At 70.8% G+C, this 20,114-nt stretch carries 19 protein-coding genes, 1 pseudogene and 1 riboswitch; of the genes and pseudogenes, 4 read left to right on the plus strand and 16 right to left on the minus strand.

Features of this window, described 5'->3' with window-relative positions:
- Positions 1 to 148: 148 nt before the first annotated feature.
- Complete coding sequence (locus WA640_RS24880; protein WP_335991462.1) at positions 149 to 1,666, minus strand: protein kinase domain-containing protein; 1,518 nt, start codon at positions 1,664 to 1,666, stop codon at positions 149 to 151.
- A 181-nt stretch (positions 1,667 to 1,847) separates the two neighbouring features.
- Between WA640_RS24880 and WA640_RS24885 the strand changes: the two genes are divergently transcribed.
- A complete protein-coding gene (locus tag WA640_RS24885) occupies positions 1,848 to 3,089 on the plus strand; it encodes a M20 metallopeptidase family protein (RefSeq protein ID WP_335991464.1) in 1,242 nt (413 codons plus the stop codon).
- 97 nt (positions 3,090 to 3,186) lie between these two features.
- Here WA640_RS24885 and WA640_RS24890 read toward each other — a convergent pair whose 3' ends face one another.
- The 12 genes from WA640_RS24890 to WA640_RS24945 all read right to left on the minus strand — a co-directional run bounded on the left by WA640_RS24890 (position 3,187) and on the right by WA640_RS24945 (position 15,111).
- Positions 3,187 to 3,324: a hypothetical protein gene (locus WA640_RS24890; RefSeq protein ID WP_335991466.1), complete on the minus strand. Its 138-nt coding sequence runs from the start codon at positions 3,322 to 3,324 to the stop codon at positions 3,187 to 3,189.
- Between the two features lie 48 nt (positions 3,325 to 3,372).
- Positions 3,373 to 4,650 (minus strand): thymidine phosphorylase, encoded by a 1,278-nt coding sequence (locus WA640_RS24895; RefSeq protein WP_335991467.1) that lies wholly within the window; start codon positions 4,648 to 4,650, stop codon positions 3,373 to 3,375.
- A gap of 27 nt (positions 4,651 to 4,677) precedes the next feature.
- Positions 4,678 to 5,073, minus strand: coding sequence for a cytidine deaminase (locus tag WA640_RS24900; RefSeq protein WP_335991469.1), 396 nt, complete (start codon positions 5,071 to 5,073; stop codon positions 4,678 to 4,680).
- A gap of 2 nt (positions 5,074 to 5,075) precedes the next feature.
- Positions 5,076 to 6,344, minus strand: coding sequence for an ABC transporter permease (locus WA640_RS24905; RefSeq protein ID WP_335991470.1), 1,269 nt, complete (start codon positions 6,342 to 6,344; stop codon positions 5,076 to 5,078).
- 5 nt (positions 6,345 to 6,349) lie between these two features.
- Complete coding sequence (locus WA640_RS24910; RefSeq protein ID WP_335991472.1) at positions 6,350 to 7,636, minus strand: ABC transporter permease; 1,287 nt, start codon at positions 7,634 to 7,636, stop codon at positions 6,350 to 6,352.
- Positions 7,633 to 9,186, minus strand: a complete 1,554-nt coding sequence (locus WA640_RS24915) for an ABC transporter ATP-binding protein (RefSeq protein ID WP_335991474.1) — start codon at positions 9,184 to 9,186, stop codon at positions 7,633 to 7,635. Before WA640_RS24915 ends, WA640_RS24910 begins: the two co-directional genes overlap by 4 nt.
- Before the next feature lie 40 nt (positions 9,187 to 9,226).
- Complete coding sequence (locus WA640_RS24920) at positions 9,227 to 10,330, minus strand: BMP family lipoprotein (RefSeq protein WP_335991475.1); 1,104 nt, start codon at positions 10,328 to 10,330, stop codon at positions 9,227 to 9,229.
- Between the two features lie 198 nt (positions 10,331 to 10,528).
- Positions 10,529 to 10,876, minus strand: coding sequence for a hypothetical protein (locus WA640_RS24925; RefSeq protein ID WP_335991476.1), 348 nt, complete (start codon positions 10,874 to 10,876; stop codon positions 10,529 to 10,531).
- Positions 10,877 to 11,060: 184 nt separating this feature from the next.
- Positions 11,061 to 12,218, minus strand: coding sequence for a galactokinase (galK, locus tag WA640_RS24930; RefSeq protein ID WP_335991477.1), 1,158 nt, complete (start codon positions 12,216 to 12,218; stop codon positions 11,061 to 11,063).
- A gap of 42 nt (positions 12,219 to 12,260) precedes the next feature.
- A complete protein-coding gene (galE, locus tag WA640_RS24935) occupies positions 12,261 to 13,286 on the minus strand; it encodes a UDP-glucose 4-epimerase GalE (RefSeq protein WP_442904823.1) in 1,026 nt (341 codons plus the stop codon).
- A complete protein-coding gene (galT, locus tag WA640_RS24940) occupies positions 13,229 to 14,323 on the minus strand; it encodes a galactose-1-phosphate uridylyltransferase (protein ID WP_335991480.1) in 1,095 nt (364 codons plus the stop codon). The genes galE and galT overlap by 58 nt, the downstream gene beginning before the upstream one ends.
- Positions 14,320 to 15,111: a DeoR/GlpR family DNA-binding transcription regulator gene (locus WA640_RS24945; RefSeq protein WP_106363212.1), complete on the minus strand. Its 792-nt coding sequence runs from the start codon at positions 15,109 to 15,111 to the stop codon at positions 14,320 to 14,322. The genes galT and WA640_RS24945 overlap by 4 nt, the downstream gene beginning before the upstream one ends.
- Before the next feature lie 104 nt (positions 15,112 to 15,215).
- On the opposite strand from WA640_RS24945, the gene trpS reads away from it, so the two are divergent.
- Positions 15,216 to 16,232 (plus strand): tryptophan--tRNA ligase, encoded by a 1,017-nt coding sequence (trpS, locus tag WA640_RS24950; RefSeq protein WP_335991482.1) that lies wholly within the window; start codon positions 15,216 to 15,218, stop codon positions 16,230 to 16,232.
- Positions 16,232 to 16,807: a 2'-5' RNA ligase family protein gene (locus tag WA640_RS24955; protein ID WP_335991484.1), complete on the plus strand. Its 576-nt coding sequence runs from the start codon at positions 16,232 to 16,234 to the stop codon at positions 16,805 to 16,807. The genes trpS and WA640_RS24955 overlap by 1 nt, the downstream gene beginning before the upstream one ends.
- Positions 16,808 to 16,837: 30 nt before the next feature.
- Here WA640_RS24955 and WA640_RS24960 read toward each other — a convergent pair whose 3' ends face one another.
- Positions 16,838 to 17,194, minus strand: coding sequence for a TFIIB-type zinc ribbon-containing protein (locus tag WA640_RS24960; protein ID WP_335991486.1), 357 nt, complete (start codon positions 17,192 to 17,194; stop codon positions 16,838 to 16,840).
- A gap of 195 nt (positions 17,195 to 17,389) precedes the next feature.
- Here WA640_RS24960 and WA640_RS24965 point away from each other — a divergent pair, with 195 nt between their 5' ends.
- Positions 17,390 to 17,716 (plus strand): hypothetical protein, encoded by a 327-nt coding sequence (locus tag WA640_RS24965; protein ID WP_146148007.1) that lies wholly within the window; start codon positions 17,390 to 17,392, stop codon positions 17,714 to 17,716.
- 100 nt (positions 17,717 to 17,816) lie between these two features.
- On the opposite strand, the gene purH is transcribed toward WA640_RS24965, so the two are convergent.
- Together purH and WA640_RS24975 are read right to left on the minus strand one after the other, a co-directional pair.
- Positions 17,817 to 19,358, minus strand: coding sequence for a bifunctional phosphoribosylaminoimidazolecarboxamide formyltransferase/IMP cyclohydrolase (gene purH / locus WA640_RS24970; protein WP_335991488.1), 1,542 nt, complete (start codon positions 19,356 to 19,358; stop codon positions 17,817 to 17,819).
- Positions 19,359 to 19,383: 25 nt separating this feature from the next.
- Positions 19,384 to 19,547, minus strand: a riboswitch (ZMP/ZTP riboswitch).
- A 78-nt stretch (positions 19,548 to 19,625) separates the two neighbouring features.
- Positions 19,626 to 20,114: pseudogene (locus WA640_RS24975) on the minus strand (VanZ family protein); the annotation flags it as partial.

Genomic DNA, 20,114 nt, shown 5'->3' on the forward strand with positions numbered 1-20,114 from the left:
CCACCACCACCAGAGACAGGTGTTTTTTCTCTACTAACTCTCACAGGTCGGGTCGAGTTTGCACAGAACTATTTTCCAGCCTGTGGATAACTCTGTGGAAGTGCTGTTCAGAAGGCGTGTCGTGGATCTGGGCCGACGGCGACGCGGGTCAGCAGGCTCCGGGGAAGGACTCCCAGTAGGTCAGCGTGACCGTGGTGTCGTAGTGGGTCGGGGTGCCGCCTGAGGGGTTCTGGTAGACGACCGAGCACTCGGTCTGGCCGGTGCCGGGGTCGTCGGTGACGGTGTCGTAGGCGACCGATTCCCAACCGGCGGAGACGAGTTCGTCGCGGGCGTCGGTGTACCAGATGCCTGTGACATCGGGAATGGATGCGGCGCCCGGGTCGACCTGGCCTCCTTCGTCTTCGCCTCCGTCTTCGGGTTCGGTCGGGTCCGGGTTGTTGTCGTCATCGGTGCTGCCGGGGTTTCCGCCGGTGTCGTCCGCCGCCGTTGTCGTTTCCTCTGCGGCGGATTCCGTCGCGGAGGTCGACGGTTCTGCGGAAGGTGAGCCTGTGCCGGTCGCGGCCTGAGTCTCGTTGTCGGTTGCGGCGTTGTGCGTCTCGATCACGCCGGTCGCGCCGTCGCCGTTGTCGTCGGCCCGGCTCCATGGGGACAAGGCCACCACGACCGCTGCGGCGCAGACCGCCATCGCCGCGGAGGAGGCGATGAGCAGGCGGCGGCCGCGGCGCCGCGGGATCGGGGTCGCAGTGGTGACCGGTTCGAAGGGCCGGGCGCCCGCGGGCGGCGTCCACGGCTGGGCCGCGCCCGGGATCGCGAGGACCGGTGAGGCTGCCTGGGGCGTCAGCGGATCGGCGACCGCGTCGCGGCAGACGCGCGCGAAGTCCTCGGCCGTGGGCCAGCGCTGGCCTGGGTCCTTCGCGAGGGCCTGGAGGATCGCGGCGGCCGGGGCGGGCGGGATGTCGGGGTCGAGGGGCGGGGGCGGGTGATGGAGGTGGCCGTTGAGGATGGTGCCGGCGGTGTCGCCGGTGAACGGCGGTGTGCCGGAGAGGCATTCGTAGGCGACGGCGCCGAGGGAATAGACGTCGGTGGCGCCGGTGAGGGGGCGGCCTTCGAGTTGTTCGGGGGAGGCGTAGTAGAGGGTGCCCATGAGCATCCCGGATTCGGTGATGGTGCCGCGACCGGGTGAGAGGGCGATGCCGAAGTCGACGAGGACGGCTTGGCCGCGGGCGTCGATGATGATGTTGGCGGGCTTGATGTCGCGGTGGACGATGCCGTGCTCGTGGGCGTGGTGGAGGGCGGCGGCGACTTCGGCGGTGAGGCGCATGGCGTCGGGGTGCGGGAGGGGGCCGTCGAGGAGGCGGGCGGTGAGGGTGCGGCCTTCGATGAGTTCCATGACGAGGTAGGCGAGGGTGCCGCCGTCGCCGTCGTCGGTCTCGCCGTAGTCGTGGAGGGCGGCGATGCCGGGGTGGCGGAGGGAGGCGACGGCCTGGGCTTCGTGCTGGAAGCGGGCGCGGGCGGTGTCGTCGTGTTCCAAGTCGGACTTGAGGATTTTGACGGCGACGGCGCGTTCGAGCCTGGTGTCGCGGGCGTTCCAGACCGAGCCCATGCCGCCGGAGGCGATCGGGGCGTCGAGGCGGTAGCGGTCGGCGATCATCGATCCGGTGTGCACGGCGATCCTCGCAAGCGGTGGTGCGGTAGTGGGTCCGGTGATCGTGGCACCGGCCGCCACGTATCGCTCACGCGAACGTCATGACGGGTCCGCCCGACCGCGATTCCGGGGGTCTGCATGACTGCGGAAGGGGCCGTGGAGGATCGAGAATCGGGGCATCGACTTCCGTTCGGAGGAAACCATGAATGCACCCCGTCTCTCCCGTCTCAGCCGCCGCGTGCTGCTCGGCTCCGCGGCCGTCGCCGCCGCGGTGGGGCTCCCGACTCCTGCCGGTGCGGCGTTGCGGCGCAGCGCGATCGACGCGGAAGTGGACCGGCTCGAAGGCGATCTGATCGCGTTCCGCCAGGACCTGCACGCGAACCCGGAGGGTCCCGGCGAGGAGTCGCGCACCGCGGCCAGGGTCGCCGAGCGGCTGACGGCCGCAGGGCTGTCGGTCACGGCCGGTGTCGGCGGGCACGGCGTCGTCGCGGTCGTGCGCGGGCGCCATCGCGGCCGCACGGTCGCCTACCGCGCCGATATGGACGCGGTCCCGGGCGGGGACCAGATCGGCGGCGGGACGGCGCCGCTGCACCTGTGCGGGCACGACATCCACACGACGGTGGGTGTCGGTGCGGCGCTGGTGCTCTCGCGGCTGCGGCACCGGCTGCACGGCACGGTCGTGTTCGTGTTCCAGCCCGCGGAGGAGACGCTCACCGGGGCCCGCGCGATGCTCGATGCGGGGGTGTTCGGGATCGCCCGGCCGGAGGAGATCCATGCGCTGCACTGCGGTCTGCTCCCGGTCGGCACGTTCGGTATCAATCCGGGCTCGGGTCTGCCGGGGCAGGACCGGGGGACGGTCGTCCTCGACGGGGAGGGTGCGGCCGAGCGCGCCGAGCGGCTGTCGGCCGATATCGCCGCGCTCGCGACGGTGTCGGTGCCGCAGGGCCCGGCGGACCTGGAGCGGCTGGTCGAGGACCTCCAAGTCGAGGACGGTCCGCTCGCCGAGTTCGTGTACACGCGGGCCTCGGCCGAGGAGGGCACGGTGTCGTTCGCGTCGCGCTGCTGGCCGGAGGACCGCTACACGGAGGTGCGCGCCGACATCGACGCGCTCGCCCGGTCGTACGGCGGGTCCGCGGTGTTCCCGCAGGACCCGTTCCCGGCCATGGTCTGCCCGGCCCCGGAGGCGTACGGGCTCAAGCGGTTCCTGGACCGGAACGGGTTCGGCACCGGTGTCGTCCATGCCGCGATCCCGTTCAGCGGAGAGGACTTCGCGCTGTTCCTCGACGAGCTTCCCGGGACGTACACGTATCTCGGGGTCCGGTCGCCGGGCGCGGACGTCACGACGTCGTACCCGCACTTCCCGACGTTCGACCCCGACGAGGCGGCGATCGGGCACGGCGTGCGGGCCATGTCGGCGTGGCTTTCCGAGCGCACTGCTTGCTGAGGAACCGTCTGCTGGCAGGCGCTTGTTGAATCGTCGTCTGCCGCAGGCGCGGTACGGGCGTCAGATCCGATGTGGAGCCGCTGCCCGTCAGAGTCGGTCAGTGCCTTTGCGAGAAGTCGAACCCGCCCCGGCCGGTGAGGGTGCGGTCGTAGACCTCGGACCCGATCAGGTCGTCCATCGTCATGCGGTGGAGCTCGCCAGTCGGGACCTCGACGGCGGCCAGAGTAGTCGACATCGTCCGCGCTGACGCGGTCGAAGTCCCCGGCCCTTCCGGTGGATCGGGTTATGCGGTGACGCGGTCGAGGATGATCGGGCCGCGGTCGGCCGGGCGGTCGCCGACGGACCAGTGGCCCGCGAGGGCGTCCTTGGCGGCGGCGAAGCGGTCCGGGGTGTCGGTGTGGAGGCGCAGGACCGGCTCTCCGGCCTTGACGGGTTCGCCGACGGTCTTGAGGATCTCGATCCCCGCCCCGAACTGGACGGGCTGGCCCTGGCGCTCGCGGCCCGCGCCGAGGCGCCAGGCGGCGACGCCGACGGCGTAGGCGTCCATCTCCGCGACGAAGCCGTCCGTGTCGGCGGTGAGCTCCTCGGTCTCGCGGGCGATCGGGAGGGGCGCGTCGACCTCGCCGCCCTGGGCGGTGATCATCTTGCGCCAGGCGTCCATCGCGCGGCCGTCCTTGAGCGCGGCGGCCGGGTCCGCGTCGGGTCGCCCTGCGGCGGCGAGCATCTCCTTGGCGAGGGCCACGGTGAGCTCGACGACGTCGGCGGGGCCGCCGCCCGCGAGGACCTCGACGGACTCGCGCACTTCCAGAGCGTTGCCCGCGGTGCGGCCCAACGGGATCGACATGTCGGTGAGGAGGGCGCGGGTGTCGACGCCGTGGTCGGTGCCGAGGCGGACCATCGTCTCGGCGAGCTCCTTGGCGCGCCCGAAGTCCTTCATGAACGCGCCCGAGCCGACCTTGACGTCGAGGACGATCGCGTCGGCGCCTTCGGCGATCTTCTTGCACATGATGGAGGACGCGATCAGCGGAATCGACTCCACAGTGGAGGTGATGTCGCGGAGGGCGTAGAGCTTCTTGTCGGCGGGCGCGAGGTCGCCGGTGGCGGCGCAGATGACCGCGCCGATCTCCTTGAGCTGCTCGACCACCTGGGCCTCGGTCATGTCGACCTGGAAGCCGGGGATGGACTCCAGCTTGTCGAGCGTGCCGCCGGTGTGGCCGAGGCCGCGGCCCGACAGCTGCGGGACGGCCACGTCGAAGACCGCGACGAGCGGCGCGAGCGGGAGGGTGATCTTGTCGCCGACGCCGCCCGTGGAGTGCTTGTCGACGCACTTCTTCCCCACGGCCGCGAGGTCGAGGGTGATCCCGGAGCGGATCATCGCGGCGGTCCAGTCGGCGATCTCGCGGGGCTGCGCTCCATTGAGGAAGATTGCCATCGCGAGCGCCGACATCTGCTCGTCGGCGACGTCGCCCTTCGTGTAGGCGTCGATGACCCAGTCGATCTGCGCGGACGAGAGCTCGCCGCCGTCCCTTTTGGTGCGGATGACGTCGACGGCGGTGATCATTGGCTTTCCCTCACTACAAGAATGGATTCAGTTAGCGGACAGGTGGTCCGGGCCGAACGCGCCGGGGAGCAGGGCCCCCACGGTCGTCGGCGCGGACCCCTCGTCCACGAGGCAGTCCGGGCCGCCGTGCTCGAACAGGAGCTGGCGGCACCGGCCGCAGGGGGTGAGGGGTTCCCCTGCGCCGTCCACGCATGCGACCGCGACCAGCCGTCCGCCGCCCGTGGCGGCGAGCTGGGAGACCATGCCGCACTCGGCGCACAGGGTCAGGCCGTACGAGGCGTTCTCGACGTTGCAGCCGGAGACGATCCGGCCGTCGTCCACGAGCCCGGCGACGCCGACCGGGTACTTCGAGTACGGGACGTACGCGTGCGCCATGGCCTCGCGGGCCTTGCCGCGCAGCAGCTCCCAGTCGACGTCGGCCACGGCTACTTGTCCCCCGGGTTGTACGGGACGCCGTCGGCCGCAGGGGCCTTGGCCTTGCCGATGAGGCCCGCCACGACCACGAGGGTGACCGCGTACGGGAGCATCTGGAGGAACTCGCCGGGCACGGACGACCCGGCGGCGGAGAGGTCGCGGGCGATCTGGGTGGTGAACCCGAAGATCAGGGCCCCGGCGAGGACGCCGAGGGGGTTCCAGCGGCCCACGATCATGACGGCGAGCGCGACGAAGCCGAGCCCGGCGGTCATGTTCTTGTTGAACGCCAGGGAGTTCCCGAGGGTGAACCACGCGCCGCCGAAGCCCGCGAGGAGGCCCGCGGCGACGACGTTCCAGTAGCGGAGGCGGTTCACGTTGACGCCCATGGAGTCCGCGGCGGCCGGGTGCTCGCCGACGGCGCGGGTGCGCAGGCCCCAGCGGGTCCGGTACAGCAGGAACCAGACGACGGCGACCATGACGAGGCCGACGTACACGAACAGCTTCTGCTGGAACAGGACCGGGCCGATCACGGGGATGTCCGTGAGCGGGCCCCAGGTGAGGACCGGCAGGGAGAACGCGTCGTTGAAGCCCTCGGCCTTCTTCAGCTGGTCGTACATGAAGCTGGTGAAGCCGAGCGCGAGCAGGTTGAGGATGACGCCGACGACGACCTGGTTGACCTGGTACTTCGTGGCGAGGAGCGCGAGGAGCATCGTCGAGAGCGACCCGGCGAGCATCGCGCCGACGAGCCCGGCGTAGACGCTGCCGGTGATGTTCGCGACGAGCACGCCGGTGAACGCGCCCATGAGGAACTGGCCCTCGATGCCGATGTTGATGACGCCGGAGCGCTCGCAGACGACGCCCGAGAGCGCGCCGAAGATGTACGGCATCGACAGGAACAGCGCCCCGGCGAGGATCGACTCGGCCCGGAAGACCGTGCCCTCCTGGGAGTAGGCCCAGAACAGCAGGCCCAGCATGATCGAGGCCACGCCCACTGTGGACGCGAGTTTGAACTGGCGCCGCGAGAGCCCGATGAGCATCCAGGCGCCCGCGGCGGCGCACAGGGCGCCGAGGACGAGCACGATCGCGAAGGTCGGTGCGGCCCAGGAGGCGTCGGTGAGGGTCTTGTCGAACGCGATGACGGTGCTCTTGCCGCCGAGCCATGTGAACGCGACGACGACGAGCAGCGCCCCCAGGACCAGGTAGACGGCTCCGGCCCTCGCGTGGCGGGCCGGGGCGCGGTCGTCGACCAGCGCGGGCGCGGGCGCGGTGTCCACTGCCATGGGGCTCACCAGCCTTTCGCTTCGAGAGTGACGAGGCCGCCGCGCGGGGTGCGCAGGTGGAGGATCGCCTTGACCAGGGCCGGTGCGGCGATGAACAGCACGATGGTGGCCTGGAGCAGGGTCGAGATGTCGACGGGCACGTCGGGCTGCGCCGAGAGCGCGCCGGCCTTCAAGGCGCCGAACAGGAGCGCGGAGGCGACGATGCCGCCGGGGTTGGCGCGGCCCAGGAGCGCGACGGTGATGCCGCTGAAGCCGTAGTCGAGCGCGGTGTTGGTGGTGATGCCGCCGGAGGAGACGCCGAGCGCGAGCGCGGCGCCGCCGAGTCCGGCGAGGGCGCCCGCGGCGGCCATTGTGGTCGTGTACGTGGAGCCGATGCGCATGCCCGCGGTGGCGGCGGCGTGCTCGTTGAAGCCGACGGCGCGGATGCGGAACCCGAACGTGGACTTGGAGAGCAGCCACCAGGTGAAGACCGCGGCGGCGAAGCCGATGACGAGCGCGAGGTTGACGCGCAGGGACGGGTTGAGCGAGGACAGGAGCCCCGGGAGGACCGCCGAGTCGTCGACGGGCTTGGAGACCAGGTCGGACTTGGTCTCGGAGTGGAGGAAGCTCGTGCCGAGCGCCCAGACGAGGAACAGCGCGGCGATGTTGTTGAGCATGATCGAGGAGATGACCTCGTGCGCGCCGGTGCTGGCCTTGAGGACGCCTGGGACGGCGCCGAGCGCGGCTCCGGCGAGGCCGCCCGCGATGATCGCGATGGGCAGGTGGAGCCAGATCGGCAGGTCGAGGCTGAAGCCGACGATGAGCGCGCCCATCATGCCGAAGATGAGCTGGCCCTGGGCGCCGATGTTGAACAGCCCGGCGCGGAACGCGAGGCCCACGGCGAGGCCGGTGAAGATGAGCGGCGTCGCGTAGGTGAGCGTCTCCGAGAGCGGCCGCAGCAAGTTGGCGAAGTCGGCCTCGCCGGCCTGGTAGGAGGCGAGGGTGTTGAAGTTGAGGATCGCGCCTTCGAACAGCGAGGTGTAGGAGTCGACGACGAGGTCGCGGGAGGCGTACCAGGCGTCGGCGGGCCGTGCGAAGAAGTACGAGAACGTGGAGCGGGTGTACTCGTCGGAGACGATCAGGAGGATCGCGCCGATGAGGAACGCCAGCAGCAGCGAGTAGACGGTGACCATGACCGAGTTGGCCTCGGTGAGGTAGCGGCCGAAGACCCGCATGAAGTTCGGCTTCTGCTCCGGTTCCTCAACGGGCGCTGGCGGTTCGGCCGGGGCCTCGGTGGTGGTGCTGTCGCTCATCGGTCACCTCCGTCGGCGTCCTCGGTCGGGGTCTCAGGGGTCTCGGGAGTCGCTGAGGCGCCGACCATGAGGCGGCCGATGACCTCGCGGGGCGTGTCGGGGGGGACTTCGCCGACGATGCGGCCGTTGTAGATGACGGCGATGCGGTCGGCGAGGGCGTAGATCTCGTCGAGTTCGGACGAGATGAGCAGGACCCCGGTCCCGGTGTCGCGCTCGGCGATCAGGCGGGAGTGGATGAACTCGGTGGCGCCGACGTCGACGCCGCGGGTCGGCTGCGCCGCGACGAGGAACCGGCGGGGCCGGGAGAACTCGCGGGCGATGATGACCTTCTGCTGGTTGCCGCCGGACAGGGACGAGGCGGCCTCGTCCGGGGACTGGGTGCGGATGTCGAACTCGGCGATGGAGTCGACGGCGCGCTTGTGGACGGCGGCGGCGTCGACGACGCCGCCTTTCGCGTAGGGGGCGTCGCGGTACTGGTTGAGCACGATGTTCTCGGCGACGGAGAACTCGGCGACGAGGCCGTCGCGGCCGCGGTCCTCGGGGATGTAGCCGAGGCCGTCGGCGATGCGGCGGGCCGGGGGGCGGCCGTGGACGTCGGCGCCGTCCACGGAGATGTGGCCCTCGTCGGGTTTGACGAGGCCGAGGATCGCGCGGGCGAGCTCGGTCTGGCCGTTGCCCTCGACGCCCGCCAGGCCCACGATCTCTCCTGAGTGGACGGTGAGTTCGAGGCCGTCGAGGACCTTGACGCCGGCGTCGGAGACGACGGTGAGGTCCTTGACCTCCAGGCGGGGCTCGCCGGGTTGCGCGAGGGTCTTGTCGACCTGGAGCGACACGGCGCGGCCGACCATGGCCGAGGCCATCTCCGACTCCGACGCGGTGGGCTCCAGCTCGGCGACGACCTTGCCGCGCCGGATCACGGTGATGTGGTCGGCGACGGCCTGGACCTCTTTGAGCTTGTGCGAGATGAACAGGATCGACGTCCCCGCCTCGGCGAGGTTGCGCATGATCTGGAGCAGCTCGGTGATCTCGGCGGGCGTGAGCACCGCCGTCGGCTCGTCGAGGATGAGCAGCTCGGTCTTGGGGCCCGAGAGGGCCTTGACGATCTCGACGCGCTGCTGGACGCCCACCGGCAGGTCCTCGCAGACCGCGTCGGGGTCCAGGCGGAGCCCGTACTGCTCCGACACGTCCAGGACCGCTTTGCGTGCGGCCCTGGCCGAGAGCACCCCCGCACCGCGGGTGTGCTCCCGGCCGAGCTGCACGTTGTCTGCGACGCTGAAGGGGCCGACGAGCTTGAAGTGCTGGTGGACCATCCCGATCCCGGCGGCGATGGCGTCGCCCGGACCGGAGAAGGACACCGGCTCCCCGTCGATGAGGATCTCCCCGCTGGTCGGCTGGAGGATCCCGTAGAGCATGTTCATGAGCGTCGACTTGCCCGCGCCGTTCTCGCCCAGGATGGCGTGGATCTGGCCGGGCTCGACCGTCAGGTCGATGTCGTCGTCAGCAGTGAACGAGCCGAACTTCTTCGTCAGGCCCTTCAGTTCGAGTCGCAATGCACGTCCCTCGTGAAATGGAATGCCGGAGCGCGGGCCGCTAGGAGGCGGCCGGGCTGGCCGGGGACTCGACGACGAGCGTGCCGTCGATGATCTGCTGCGTCAGCGCGTCGACCTCGGCCTTGGTCTCGTCGGAGACCGCGGCGTCGAAGTCGTGGAACGGGGCGATGCCGACGCCGCCGTTCGCGAGGGTGCCGACGTAGGTGCCGTTCCCGGCCTCCTTGTCGTAGGCGGCCTGGACGGCGTCCTGGACGGCCTGGGCGAGGCCCTTCTCCGCGGAGGTGATGAGCTTCGAGCCGTACTCGGTGGACTCGAAGCCGTCGGTGTCGACCCAGATCGCGTTGACCGCGTCGCCCGCTTCCTCAGCGGCGGTCAGCGCGCCGATGCCGGCGGGGCCGGCGACCGGGAAGAGGATGTCGGCGCCCTGGCTGATGAACGTGTCCGAAGTGGACTTGCCGGCGGCGGCGTCCTCGAAGTTGCCCAGGAACGTGCCGGTCTGCGCGGCCTCGTCCCAGCCGAGGAGCTGCACGTCGGTGCCCTTGTCCTCGTTGTGCTTGGCGATGCCCTCGGCGAAGCCGTCCATGAAGATGGTCACCGGCGGGATCTGCATGCCGCCCCAGGTGGCGACGGTGCCGGTCTGGGTCTGCGCGGCCGCGACGTAGCCCGCGAGGAACGCGGACTGGGCGGTGTCGAACTGGATGGAGTACACGTTCGAGGTCTCGACCGGGTTGCCCTCGGCGTCGGACGGCGAGCCGTCGACGATCGCGAAGCCCACGCCCTCGTTCGCCTGCGCGGCGGTCGTGACGTTCGCGGCCATGAGCCCGCCGACGCCGACGATGAAGTCGCAGCCGTCGTCGACCGACGCCTGGAGGTTCGGGTCGTAGTCGTCGGTGTTCGAGGACTCCTTGTACGTGACCTTGATGTCATCGTTCTCGGCTTCGGCGGCTTCCATGCCGGCCCAAGCGGACTCGTTGAACGACTTGTCGTCGATGCCGCCCGAGTCGGTCACCATGCAGGCGCTGAACGACGCGTCGGCGTTGTCGCCGCCGTTCGAGTCGGACGGGGCTTCGCCGCAAGCGGCGAGGGCGGCGAGGCCGACGGCGGAAAGGCCCGCCACAGCCAGCTTGAACGGCTTGACAGCCATTACGGTCTCCTTTGACAATCCAAGGGGGTAAGTCGATACCCGCCTAATCATGGCCGCACACGCGGGCCTCTGACACGCTCCTTGATGATTTCGTTACCGAAACATCCTATGACTGAGACCAGGAATGAACTGGTGTTTCGCCCCTAATACGGCCGCATTGCCGCGGCCCGCGTTACGGGCGCGTGAAGGCGTGCGGGGCTACTGCCAGAAGACCGCGACGCCCGCGGTGACCGCGATGAGCGCGCCGGTGGCCCAGAAGTGCCCGGCCGCGACCTTCTCGCGCTTCTTCCACACCGGGATCGCGATCATGACGGCGAGCAGCAGCGCCAGGAGGAACTTGACGCCGAGCTTCGCGTGGTTCGCGTCGCCCTCGGCGGCCACGATCCCGTAGAGGACGATGCCCGTCGCGAGCTGCACCGCGATCCCGTAGAGCATCGCCGTGTTGAAGTTGAACTTGCGCGACAGCCACGACACCAGCCAGCCGCCGAAGACCGCGGCGAAGCCGAGCAGGTGGAGGTAGCGCAGCACGAGGTGTACGAAGTCCATGCCGCGGAGTATTCCAGAGTGCGGGAACGGTGACACCGCAGCGTCACCGGTCCCGCAGCCGCTGTCACACCGGCCGCCGCGGCACCGGATCGCACGGCCGCGCCCGGTCTAAGGAGCAGTGCCGGAATGGGACGAAAAATCGGCGGCCCGGAGGTGTCACACTCCGGGCCGCCGTCTCGTCCTCTTACCGCACGCGGTGCGCTCCGGCGGCCGCGCGGGCGGTGAAGACCCGCGGGGTCGGCAGACCGGCCTGGGCCGCCGCGTCGACCACGGCCGCTTCCACCTTCTGCGCCGAGGCGGCCTCCACCAGGGCGATGGCGCTGCCCCCGAAACCGCCGCCGGTCATGCGCGCGCCGAGCGCTCCGGCGCCCAGCGCGGCGTCGACGGCGGAGTCGAGCTCCACCGAGGAGACCTCGTAGTCGTAGCGGAGGGAGGTGTGAGAGGCGGTCAGCAGGCCGCCGATCTCGGCGGTCCGGCCCTCCTTGAGCAGCGCGGCCGTCTGGAGGACCCGCTCGTTCTCCGTGATGATGTGGCGCATGCGCCGGTTCAGGCGCTCGTCGTCGAGCTTCGCGTGCTTCGGCGCGTCGCGCAAGAAAGGCACGCCGAGCTGGCGGGCGGCCTCCTCGCAGTCGGCGCGGCGGGCGGCGTACTCGCCGTCGGCGTGCCGGTGCGGGGCTTGCGTGTCGATGACGAGCATCGTCAGGTCGGCGGCGGCGAGGTCGAACGGGACCTGCTCGCGCGAGAGGTCGCGGCAGTCCATGAACATGACGTGCCCGGCTTCGCACAGCAGCGACGCCGACTGGTCGAGGACGCCCGTGGGCGCGCCGACGTACTCGTTCTCGGCCTTCTGCGCGATCCGCGCGGCCTCGGCTCGGTCGATGTCGTGGCCGTACAGGTCGGCCAGCGCGATGAGCACCGCGCACTCGATGGCGGCCGAGGACGACAGGCCGCCGCCGACGGGCACGTCGGAGTGGAGGGCGAAGCGGGTCGGGCCGACCGGGTAGCCGGACTCGTTCAGGGCCCAGGCGACCCCGGCGAGGTACCCGGCCCAGCCGTCGACGGTGCCGCCCGTGGGGCCGCCGAGGTCCTGGGCGCGGACGGTCTCGCCTTCGCCGTAGGTGGAGTGGAAGGACCACTCGTCGGCCTTGGCGGCGGCGACGACGGCGTAGAACGGCAGCGCGAAGGGCATCACGAAGCCGTCGTTGTAGTCGGTGTGCTCGCCGATGAGGTTGACGCGGCCGGGCGCGGCCCACAGGCCCTCGGGTTCGGTGCCGAACGTGCTGCGGAAGGCGGCCGCGGCGGTCTCGGCGAGGGCGGCGGCGTGCGTGTCGGTGTTCGTCATGGTCGTTTCCGGTTCGGGTGGCGGTGGTCGGCGGTCGGGCGGCTAGCCACGGGCATGCTGGTAGTAGGCCCAGGCGTCGGCGACCATGCGGTCGAGGGCGTCGCGGCTGGGCTTCCAGCCGAGCTCGGTCCTCGCGCGCTCGGAGGAGGCGACGAGCTCGGCGGGGTCCCCGGCGCGGCGGGGCCCGACGACGACCGGGAAGTCGGTGCCGGTGACCTGCTTGACGGTGGCGACGACCTCCTTGTTGGAGAAGCCGTTGCCGTTGCCGAGGTTGTAGATCTTGTGCTCCCCGGCCTTGGCGGCGCCGAGGGCGAGGAGGTGGGCCTCGGCGAGGTCGGCGACGTGGATGTAGTCGCGGACGCAGGTCCCGTCGGGGGTCGGGTAGTCGTCGCCGAAGATCGCGAAGGACTCGCGGCGCCCGGAGGCGGCGTCGAAGGCGATCGGGATGATGTGGGTCTCCGGGTCGTGGTTCTCGCCGTGCCAGATCCCGCTCTGGTCCTGGTAGGCGCCGACGACGTTGAAGTAGCGCAGGGAGACCGCGGCGAGGCCGTGGGCGGTGGCCTCGGACTGGATGGCCATGTCGCTGGAGAGCTTGGTGGCGCCGTAGGTGGAGGTGGGGGCCTTGACGGCCTCCTCCTTGATGGGCACCTCGGTCGGGTTGCCGTAGACGGCGGCGGTGGAGGAGAACACGAGGGTGCGGACCCCGGCTTCGCGCATAGCGGCGAGGAGCGCGAACGTGCCGTTGGTGTTGGCCTCCCAGTAGATCTCGGGCTTCTCCATGGACTCGCCCGCGGCGATGAGCCCGGCGAAGTGGAGGACGCCGTCGAAGGAGCCGTCGAGGACCTCGGCGACCTGCTGCACGCTCTTGCGCACGAGTTCGGCCCCGGCGGGGACGCGCTCGGCGGCGCCGGTCGAGCAGTCGTCGAGGACGACGACCTCGTGGCCCGCTTCGAGGAGCATGGTGGCGACGATCGAGCCGATGTAGCCGGCGCCGCCGGTCACGAGGTATTTCACAGTGCCTCCTTGAGAATGGTGGCCGAGGTCTCGGGGCCGAGGTCGTGGACCCATCCGCCCATGACGGACTCCGAGGAGGCCAGGAATTTCACGCGCCCGGGGCCGCGGCGGATCGAGACGAGCTCGAAGCGCAGCCGTCCGAGGTCGCGGTCCTCGCCGAACGGGGCCTGGTGCCAGCCGGCCATGTACGGCATCTGCTCGCCAGGGTAGGCGTTGTCGCAGCGTTTGAGGACGTCCAGGTAGAGCGGCGCGAACGCGTCGATGTACTCGTCGGGCAGTTCGGTGAGGTCCGCGAACCGCTCGCCGCGCGGGTAGAGGTGGACCTCGAAGGGCCAGCGGGCGGCGTACGGGGTGAACGCGGTCCAGTGGTCGTTCTCGGCGATGACGCGGGGGCCGCGGCGCTCGGATTCGAGGATGTCGTCGAACAGGTCGCGGCCGGTGGCGGCCCGGTGGCGGCGGTTGGCGTCGAGGTGCTTGCGGGTCTGCGGGGTGGTGTACGGGTAGCCGTAGATCTGGCCGTGCGGGTGGTGGAGGGTCACGCCGATCTCGACGCCGCGGTTCTCGAAGCAGAAGACCTGCGCGACGTCGCCGCGCTCCCGGAGGGCGGCGGTGCGGTGGGCCTGGGCGCGGACGATGAGCGCGACCCGCTCGGGGCTGAGGTCCACGAGGGAGGAGTCGTGGTCGTCGGAGAAGACGACGACCTCGCAGCGGCCCGAGGCGGGCGCGGAGGTCTCCATGCCGGCGGCCTCGGTCGGCGGGAGGGGCCCGGGTTCGCCGAAGCCCCCGAAGGAGGGGAAGCGGTTCTCGAAGACCGCGACCTCGTAGTCGGGGGCGGGGACCTCGGTCAGCTCCTGGCCGTCGGAGGGGCACAGCGGGCAGGCGACGGGCAGGTTGGGGCGGCCCGAGCGCCCGGCCGAGACGGCGACCCACTCGTCGCGGAGCACGTCGTACCGGATCTCCCCGGCGCTGACGCGGTCGCCGAGGTCGCGCTTGTCGGCGAACGAGGCGCGCCCGGCGTCAGGGGCGGTGTTGAAGTACAGGATCTGGCGGCCGTCGGCGAGGCCGCCGGTCTCCACGTGGAACGAGGTCATGGTCTCTTCTCGATGTGGACGGGCGCGAGCACGACCTGGTCGACGTGCTCGCCGAGCGTGCGGCGGGCCTCCTCGTCGAGGAGGGAATCGGTGACGACGACGTCGGCGCTGTCGAGGGACGCGACGGTGGCGATGCCGACGACGTCGAACTTGGTGTGGTCGGCGACGACCACGAGGCGGCGGCCCTTCGACGCGAGGGTCGCGACGGTCTCGGCTTCGAGGAGGTTCGGGGTGGTGAACCCGGCCCGCGCGGACATGCCGTGGACGCCGAGGAACACGGTGTCGACGTTGACCTTCTCCAGGGACGCGACGGCGAACGGCCCGACGAGCGCGTCGGAGGGGGTGCGCACGCCGCCGGTGAGGATCACGGTCTGGTCGGGGCGCCCGGCCCGGTAGAACACGTCGGCGACCGGGACCGAGTTGGTGACGACGGTGAGGTCGGGGACGTCGGTGAGGCGGTGCGCGAGGGTCCACGTGGTGGTCCCGGCGGAGAGGGCGATGGCCTGGCCGGGCCCGACGAGGGTCGCGGCGGCGTCGGCGATGGCCTGTTTCTCGGGCTCCTGCCGGACCTGCTTGACGGCGAATCCGGGCTCGGAGGTGGAGCCGAAGTCGACGGCCGTGGCGCCGCCGTGGACCTTGGCGACGAGGCCCCGGTCGGCGAGGGTTTCGAGGTCGCGGCGGATGGTCATGTCCGAGACGCCGAACTCCTCGACCAGCTCGGCCACGCGGACCGCGCCGGTCCGGTGCACGCGTTCGGCGATCCGGCTCTGTCGCTGCTGCGCCAGCATCGGCGACTCCCCTTCCCTCAAGATCCAACACAATTAAACATCAGGATCGGCGGGGCCGCAATACCGGGTGGCCGCGGTCTCGGCCCGGATGTCAGAATCGGTCCATGACCACTGCCGACCGCAAGCCCCGCGTCTTCTCCGGGATCCAGCCGACCTCGGACTCGTTCCACCTCGGGAACTACCTGGGGGCGCTGCGGCAGTGGGTGGCGATGCAGGACACCACGGACGCGCTCTACTGCGTCGTCGACCAGCACGCGATCACCGTCGATCACGATCCAAAGGTATTGCACGAGCGCTCGCGCGTGAGCGCCGCTCAGCTTCTGGCCCTGGGTCTCGACCCCGAGCGGTGCACGCTGTTCGTGCAGTCCCAGGTCCCCGAGCACACGATGCTCGCGTGGATCCTCGGCTCCGAGACCGGGTTCGGCGAGGCCAGCCGCATGACCCAGTTCAAGGACAAGTCGGCCAAACAAGAACGCACAACGGTGGGCCTGTTCACCTACCCGATCCTCATGGCCGCCGACATCCTCCTGTACCGGACCGACCAGGTCCCCGTCGGCGAGGACCAGCGCCAGCACCTGGAGCTCACCCGCGACCTCGCGATCCGCTTCAACGGCACCTTCGGCGAGACGTTCACCGTCCCCGAGCCCTACATCGTCAAGGAGACCGCGACGATCAAGGACCTCGCCGAGCCCGAGAAGAAGATGTCGAAGTCCTCGACCTCCCCGCGTGGGTGCCTGTACCTGCTCGACGAGCCGAACCAGATGCGCAAGAAGATCAAGAGCGCCGTCACCGACTCCGAGGCCGAGGTCCGGTTCGACCCCGAGCGCAAGCCGGGCGTGTCGAACCTGATGAACATCTACACGGCCCTGGGCAACACCACGGTCGAGAAGCTCGAAGCGGAGTACGCCGGGCGCGGCTACGGCGACTTCAAGGGCGACCTCGCCGACGTCGTCGCCGACACGCTCGGGCCGGTCGCCCTGCGCACCAAGGAGATCCTCGCCGACAAGGCCGAGCTGGACCGGATCCTCACGATGGGCGCCGAGAAGGCCAGGCACCTCGCGTCCCGCACGATCGCCAAGACGTACAAGAAGATCGGCTTCTACCCGCCGGCGGCGCTTTAGTGGCCGACACCGGCGGGAGGACCGTCACGGTGGGGGTGGCGATCCCGGTGCCCCCGCCGTGGGGCGAGATCCTGGACCGCGCCCGCATCGCCTCCGGCGACGCGCTCGGCGGGATCGTCCCCGCGCACCTGACGCTCCTGGGGCCCACCGAGATCCCCGCGGCATCGCTCGACGCGTTCCGGGCCCACCTCGCGGCCGTCGCCGCCGCCTGCCCGCGCTTCGACCTGCACCTGCGCGGCACCGGCTCGTTCCGGCCGGTCACCGAGGTCGTGTTCGTGGCCGTCGCCGACGGCATCGCCATCTGCGAGCAGCTCGAAGCGGCGATCCGCACCGGACCGGCCGAACGCGAGCGCACCTTCCCGTACCACCCGCACGTCACCGTCGCGCAGAACGTCGGCACCGCCGCGCTCGACCACGCCTTCGCGGCCCTCGCGGGCTTCGAGGCGAAGTTCCGCGTGGAGTCCTTCACGCTCTACACCCACCCGAGCCCCGGCGCCTGGACCTTCGAGACCCTGGCCGGAGCCCCGGTCCCCTGGACCCCGCGCGCGGTCTTCCCGCTCGCGGCGGCGCGGTAGCCGCCGGGCCGGGCCCGGCGGCGGGGACCGCTAGAAGTCGAAGAGGTCCTCGAAGACGCTCTTGCGCTTCTTCTTCTTGTAGTGGTAGTCGTCGCCGTGGTGGCGGCGGTCGTCGTAGTGGTCGTCGCGGCGGCGGTCGTCGTACCGGCGGTCATCGCGCCGGTCGTCGTAGCGGCGGTCGTCACGGCGGTCGTCGTATCGGGGCGGGGGGCCGGCGGGGGCGACGGGGGCGCCGCGCTGGAAGGACGCCTCGGCGGTCATGAGGTGTTCGAGCTCCCCGCGGTCGAGGAAGATGCCCTTGCATTCGGAGCACTGCTCGACGACCACGCCGTTCCGCTCGTACTGGTGCATCGGGTTCTGACATTTCGGACAGAGCATCTGCATCATGACATCAACCTATCGTGAAACGGCCATGGATGCCCAACCGGAAGCGGGCCTCCCACCTGTGAGTTCTCTCAGCTAGAACGCCTTCGGTAAGAAACCTGACCATTCCCGTTCGGGCCTCGACTGGGACGCCGCATCCGTGAAAGCGTCATCGTGGCGCGGGCAATCCCCGCGAACCATGACGAAATGGAGTGGAACGTGAAGCGATTGATGACGGCTGCGGCGGCCCTGGCGGCCGCGGCGGCGTTCACGGCCGGATTCGCGACCTCGGCGAACGCCTCCGAGGCGGACGCGGTGTGCCAGGCCGTGGCCGACGAGAACCGCGCGGTCTGGGCCGAGCCGGGCACCGCGGGCGGCACGGTCGGCGCGGTGACCGCCGGGAGCACCTACGACGCGGACTGCGCGCTCGTCCCGGGCGCCTCCTACACCGCGTGCGGCGGGACCACCGACCAGTGGGCCCGCGTCAACTACGCCGGCGACGACTGGGGCTACCTCCCGAGCACCTGCGTCACCTGGGCTTCGTAAGCACAGCGAAGGGCCGCACGGGAATCGCCCGCGCGGCCCGAATCCTATATCCTATAGGGATCAGTGCGTACTGCGCCGCTTGCTTCACGCACGTCCTCCGTCAGTGCGTGAAGTGCCGGGTCCCGGTGAGGTACATGGTGATCCCGGCTTCCTTGGCCGCGCTGATCACTTCCTCGTCGCGGACCGAGCCACCCGGCTGGACGACGGCCTTGACGCCCGCGTCGATGAGGATCTGGAGCCCGTCGGGGAACGGGAAGAACGCGTCGGAGGACGCGACCGAGCCCGCGGCCCGCTCGGCGCCCGCGCGCTCGACGGCGAGCTTCGCGGAGTCGACGCGGTTGACCTGGCCCATGCCGACGCCCACGGAGGCGCCGCCGGAGGCGAGGAGGATCGCGTTCGACTTCACCGAACGCACCGCGCGCCAAGCGAATTCGAGGTCCGCGAGGGTCGCCTCGTCGGCGGGCTCGCCGGTCGCGAGGGTCCAGTTCGCGGGCGCGTCGCCGTCCGCGTCGACCCGGTCGGGGCGCTGCGCGAGCACGCCGCCGGAGATCGGCTTGAGCTCGACCGCGGCGGGCGTCCACTCGGGGGCCTTGAGCAGCCGCAGGTTCTTCTTCGCGGTGAGGATCGCGACGGCCTCGTCGGTGAACGACGGCGCCACGACGACCTCGGTGAAGATCTCCGCGATCTGCGCGGCGGCCTCGGCGTCGACCTCGGCGTTCGCGGCGATCACGCCGCCGAAGGCGCTCAGCGGGTCGCACGCGTGGGCCTTGCGGTGGGCCTCGGCGATCGAAGCGCCCGTGGCGATCCCGCACGGGTTGGCGTGCTTGATGATCGCGACCGTGGGCGCGGTGAAGTCGTGCGCGGCGCGCCAGGCGGCGTCGGCGTCGGTGTAGTTGTTGAAGCTCATGGCCTTGCCGTGGAGCTGCTCGGCCTGCGCGAGGCCCGGCGCGCCCGGGACGGCGTAGACGGCCGCGTCCTGGTGCGGGTTCTCGCCGTAGCGCAGGTCCGCGAGCTTCGTCGCGGGCAGCGCCAGGAAGTCCCCGAGGCCGTCGGCGGTCTGCTCGGCGAGCCAGGTGGCGACGGCGGAGTCGTAGGTCGCGAGGTGCGCGAACGCCTTGGCGGCCAGGCGGAGCCGTTGCTCCGCGGTGGTGCCCTCCTTGGCGGCGTCGCGGATCCACGAGTAGTCGGCGGGGTCGACGACGACCGCGACGTTCGCGTGGTTCTTGGAGGCGCCGCGGACCATCGAGGGCCCGCCGACGTCGATCTTCTCGACGATGTCGTCGACGCCCGCGCCCGTGGCGACGGTCTCCTGGAACGGGTACAGGTTGCTCACGAGGAGGTCGAACGCCTCGATGCCCAGTTCGGCGAGCTGCTCGCGGTGGGACTCGCGGCGCACGTCGGCGAGCATCCCGGCGTGGACCTTCGGGTGGAGGGTCTTCACGCGGTCGTCGAGGATCTCCGGGAACCCGGTCAGGTCCTCGACCTTCGTGACGGGGATGCCGGCCTCGGCGATGCGCGCCGCGGTGGAGCCGGTGGAGACGAGCTCGACGCCTGCGGCGTGGAGGTCGCGGGCGAGGTCGATGACGCCGGTCTTGTCGAAGACAGAGACGAGGGCCCGCTTGATGAGCTTCCGCTCGGACATGAATGCACTGCTCCTGATCGAAGATGACTGCGGCCCAGGCGTTCGACCGCAGTAACAGGTTCAGCAGCGCCGCTCCCCGGTGGTACTCCACCCGTGGCGTCTTCTGAAGGTCCCCCCTCAACAACGAGCTGCCCGGTCCGTGCCACGGGAAACCTCGAAAGACGTCACTCGCCAGTCGCGACCAGCCGAGCGTAACACGGCCTTCCGAGGCTCCCGGCTGGCCGCGTCGCGTGACGCCCGCCACCACGGCCGGGACGCCAGCGCCGCGAGCACGGCCCCCGCCGCGTTCATGAGCGCGTCGTCCGCGGACACGACCCGGCCGGTCAGGAACGTGTACTGGAGGGCCTCAAGGAGGACGGCGGCAGCGGCGGCGCCGATCGCGACGGCGCCGAGGCCGATGCGGAACCGGACGGGCAGGAAGAACCCGGCGGCTGCGAACACGAAGAGGTTCCCGGCGAGCTGCTCGACGATCCGGCGCGGCGAGGCCCCGGCCAGGTCGGCGAGGTCCACGAGCGGGACGAGCTGGAGCGCGTTCGCGCCCTCGCGGGAGGTGAGGCCGAGGAACAGCAGCGGCACCGAGCCGACGACCGCGCCGACCTCGGCGAGCGAGTGGAGCCAGGCGTCGCGGCGCGGCCGGCCGCGGCGGATGCGCCATGCGGCGAGCGCCCATGCGGCGGCGAACGCCAAGGGCAGCAGGGCGAAGGCGACGTAGAGGGTGTTCGCTTCGAGGGAGTTGACGGCGAGGGGTGGGTGCAT

Source organism: Glycomyces sp. MUSA5-2 (assembly GCF_037034145.1).
Classification (GTDB): Bacteria; Actinomycetota; Actinomycetes; order Mycobacteriales; family Micromonosporaceae; genus Glycomyces; species Glycomyces artemisiae.

What these genes read in the sequence shown, in the direction of transcription:
- WA640_RS24885 (WP_335991464.1), top strand. Translation starts at nt 1,848, where the DNA reads ATGAATGCACCCCGTCTCTCCCGTCTCAGCCGCCGCGTGCTGCTCGGC.
- WA640_RS24890 (WP_335991466.1), bottom strand. Translation starts at nt 3,324, where the DNA reads ATGTCGACTACTCTGGCCGCCGTCGAGGTCCCGACTGGCGAGCTCCAC.
- WA640_RS24895 (WP_335991467.1), bottom strand. Translation starts at nt 4,650, where the DNA reads ATGATCACCGCCGTCGACGTCATCCGCACCAAAAGGGACGGCGGCGAG.
- WA640_RS24905 (WP_335991470.1), bottom strand. Translation starts at nt 6,344, where the DNA reads ATGGCAGTGGACACCGCGCCCGCGCCCGCGCTGGTCGACGACCGCGCC.
- WA640_RS24910 (WP_335991472.1), bottom strand. Translation starts at nt 7,636, where the DNA reads ATGAGCGACAGCACCACCACCGAGGCCCCGGCCGAACCGCCAGCGCCC.
- WA640_RS24920 (WP_335991475.1), bottom strand. Translation starts at nt 10,330, where the DNA reads ATGGCTGTCAAGCCGTTCAAGCTGGCTGTGGCGGGCCTTTCCGCCGTC.
- WA640_RS24925 (WP_335991476.1), bottom strand. Translation starts at nt 10,876, where the DNA reads ATGGACTTCGTACACCTCGTGCTGCGCTACCTCCACCTGCTCGGCTTC.
- galK (WP_335991477.1), bottom strand. Translation starts at nt 12,218, where the DNA reads ATGACGAACACCGACACGCACGCCGCCGCCCTCGCCGAGACCGCCGCG.
- galE (WP_442904823.1), bottom strand. Translation starts at nt 13,286, where the DNA reads ATGGGTCCACGACCTCGGCCCCGAGACCTCGGCCACCATTCTCAAGGA.
- galT (WP_335991480.1), bottom strand. Translation starts at nt 14,323, where the DNA reads ATGACCTCGTTCCACGTGGAGACCGGCGGCCTCGCCGACGGCCGCCAG.
- WA640_RS24945 (WP_106363212.1), bottom strand. Translation starts at nt 15,111, where the DNA reads ATGCTGGCGCAGCAGCGACAGAGCCGGATCGCCGAACGCGTGCACCGG.
- trpS (WP_335991482.1), top strand. Translation starts at nt 15,216, where the DNA reads ATGACCACTGCCGACCGCAAGCCCCGCGTCTTCTCCGGGATCCAGCCG.
- WA640_RS24960 (WP_335991486.1), bottom strand. Translation starts at nt 17,194, where the DNA reads ATGATGCAGATGCTCTGTCCGAAATGTCAGAACCCGATGCACCAGTAC.
- purH (WP_335991488.1), bottom strand. Translation starts at nt 19,358, where the DNA reads ATGTCCGAGCGGAAGCTCATCAAGCGGGCCCTCGTCTCTGTCTTCGAC.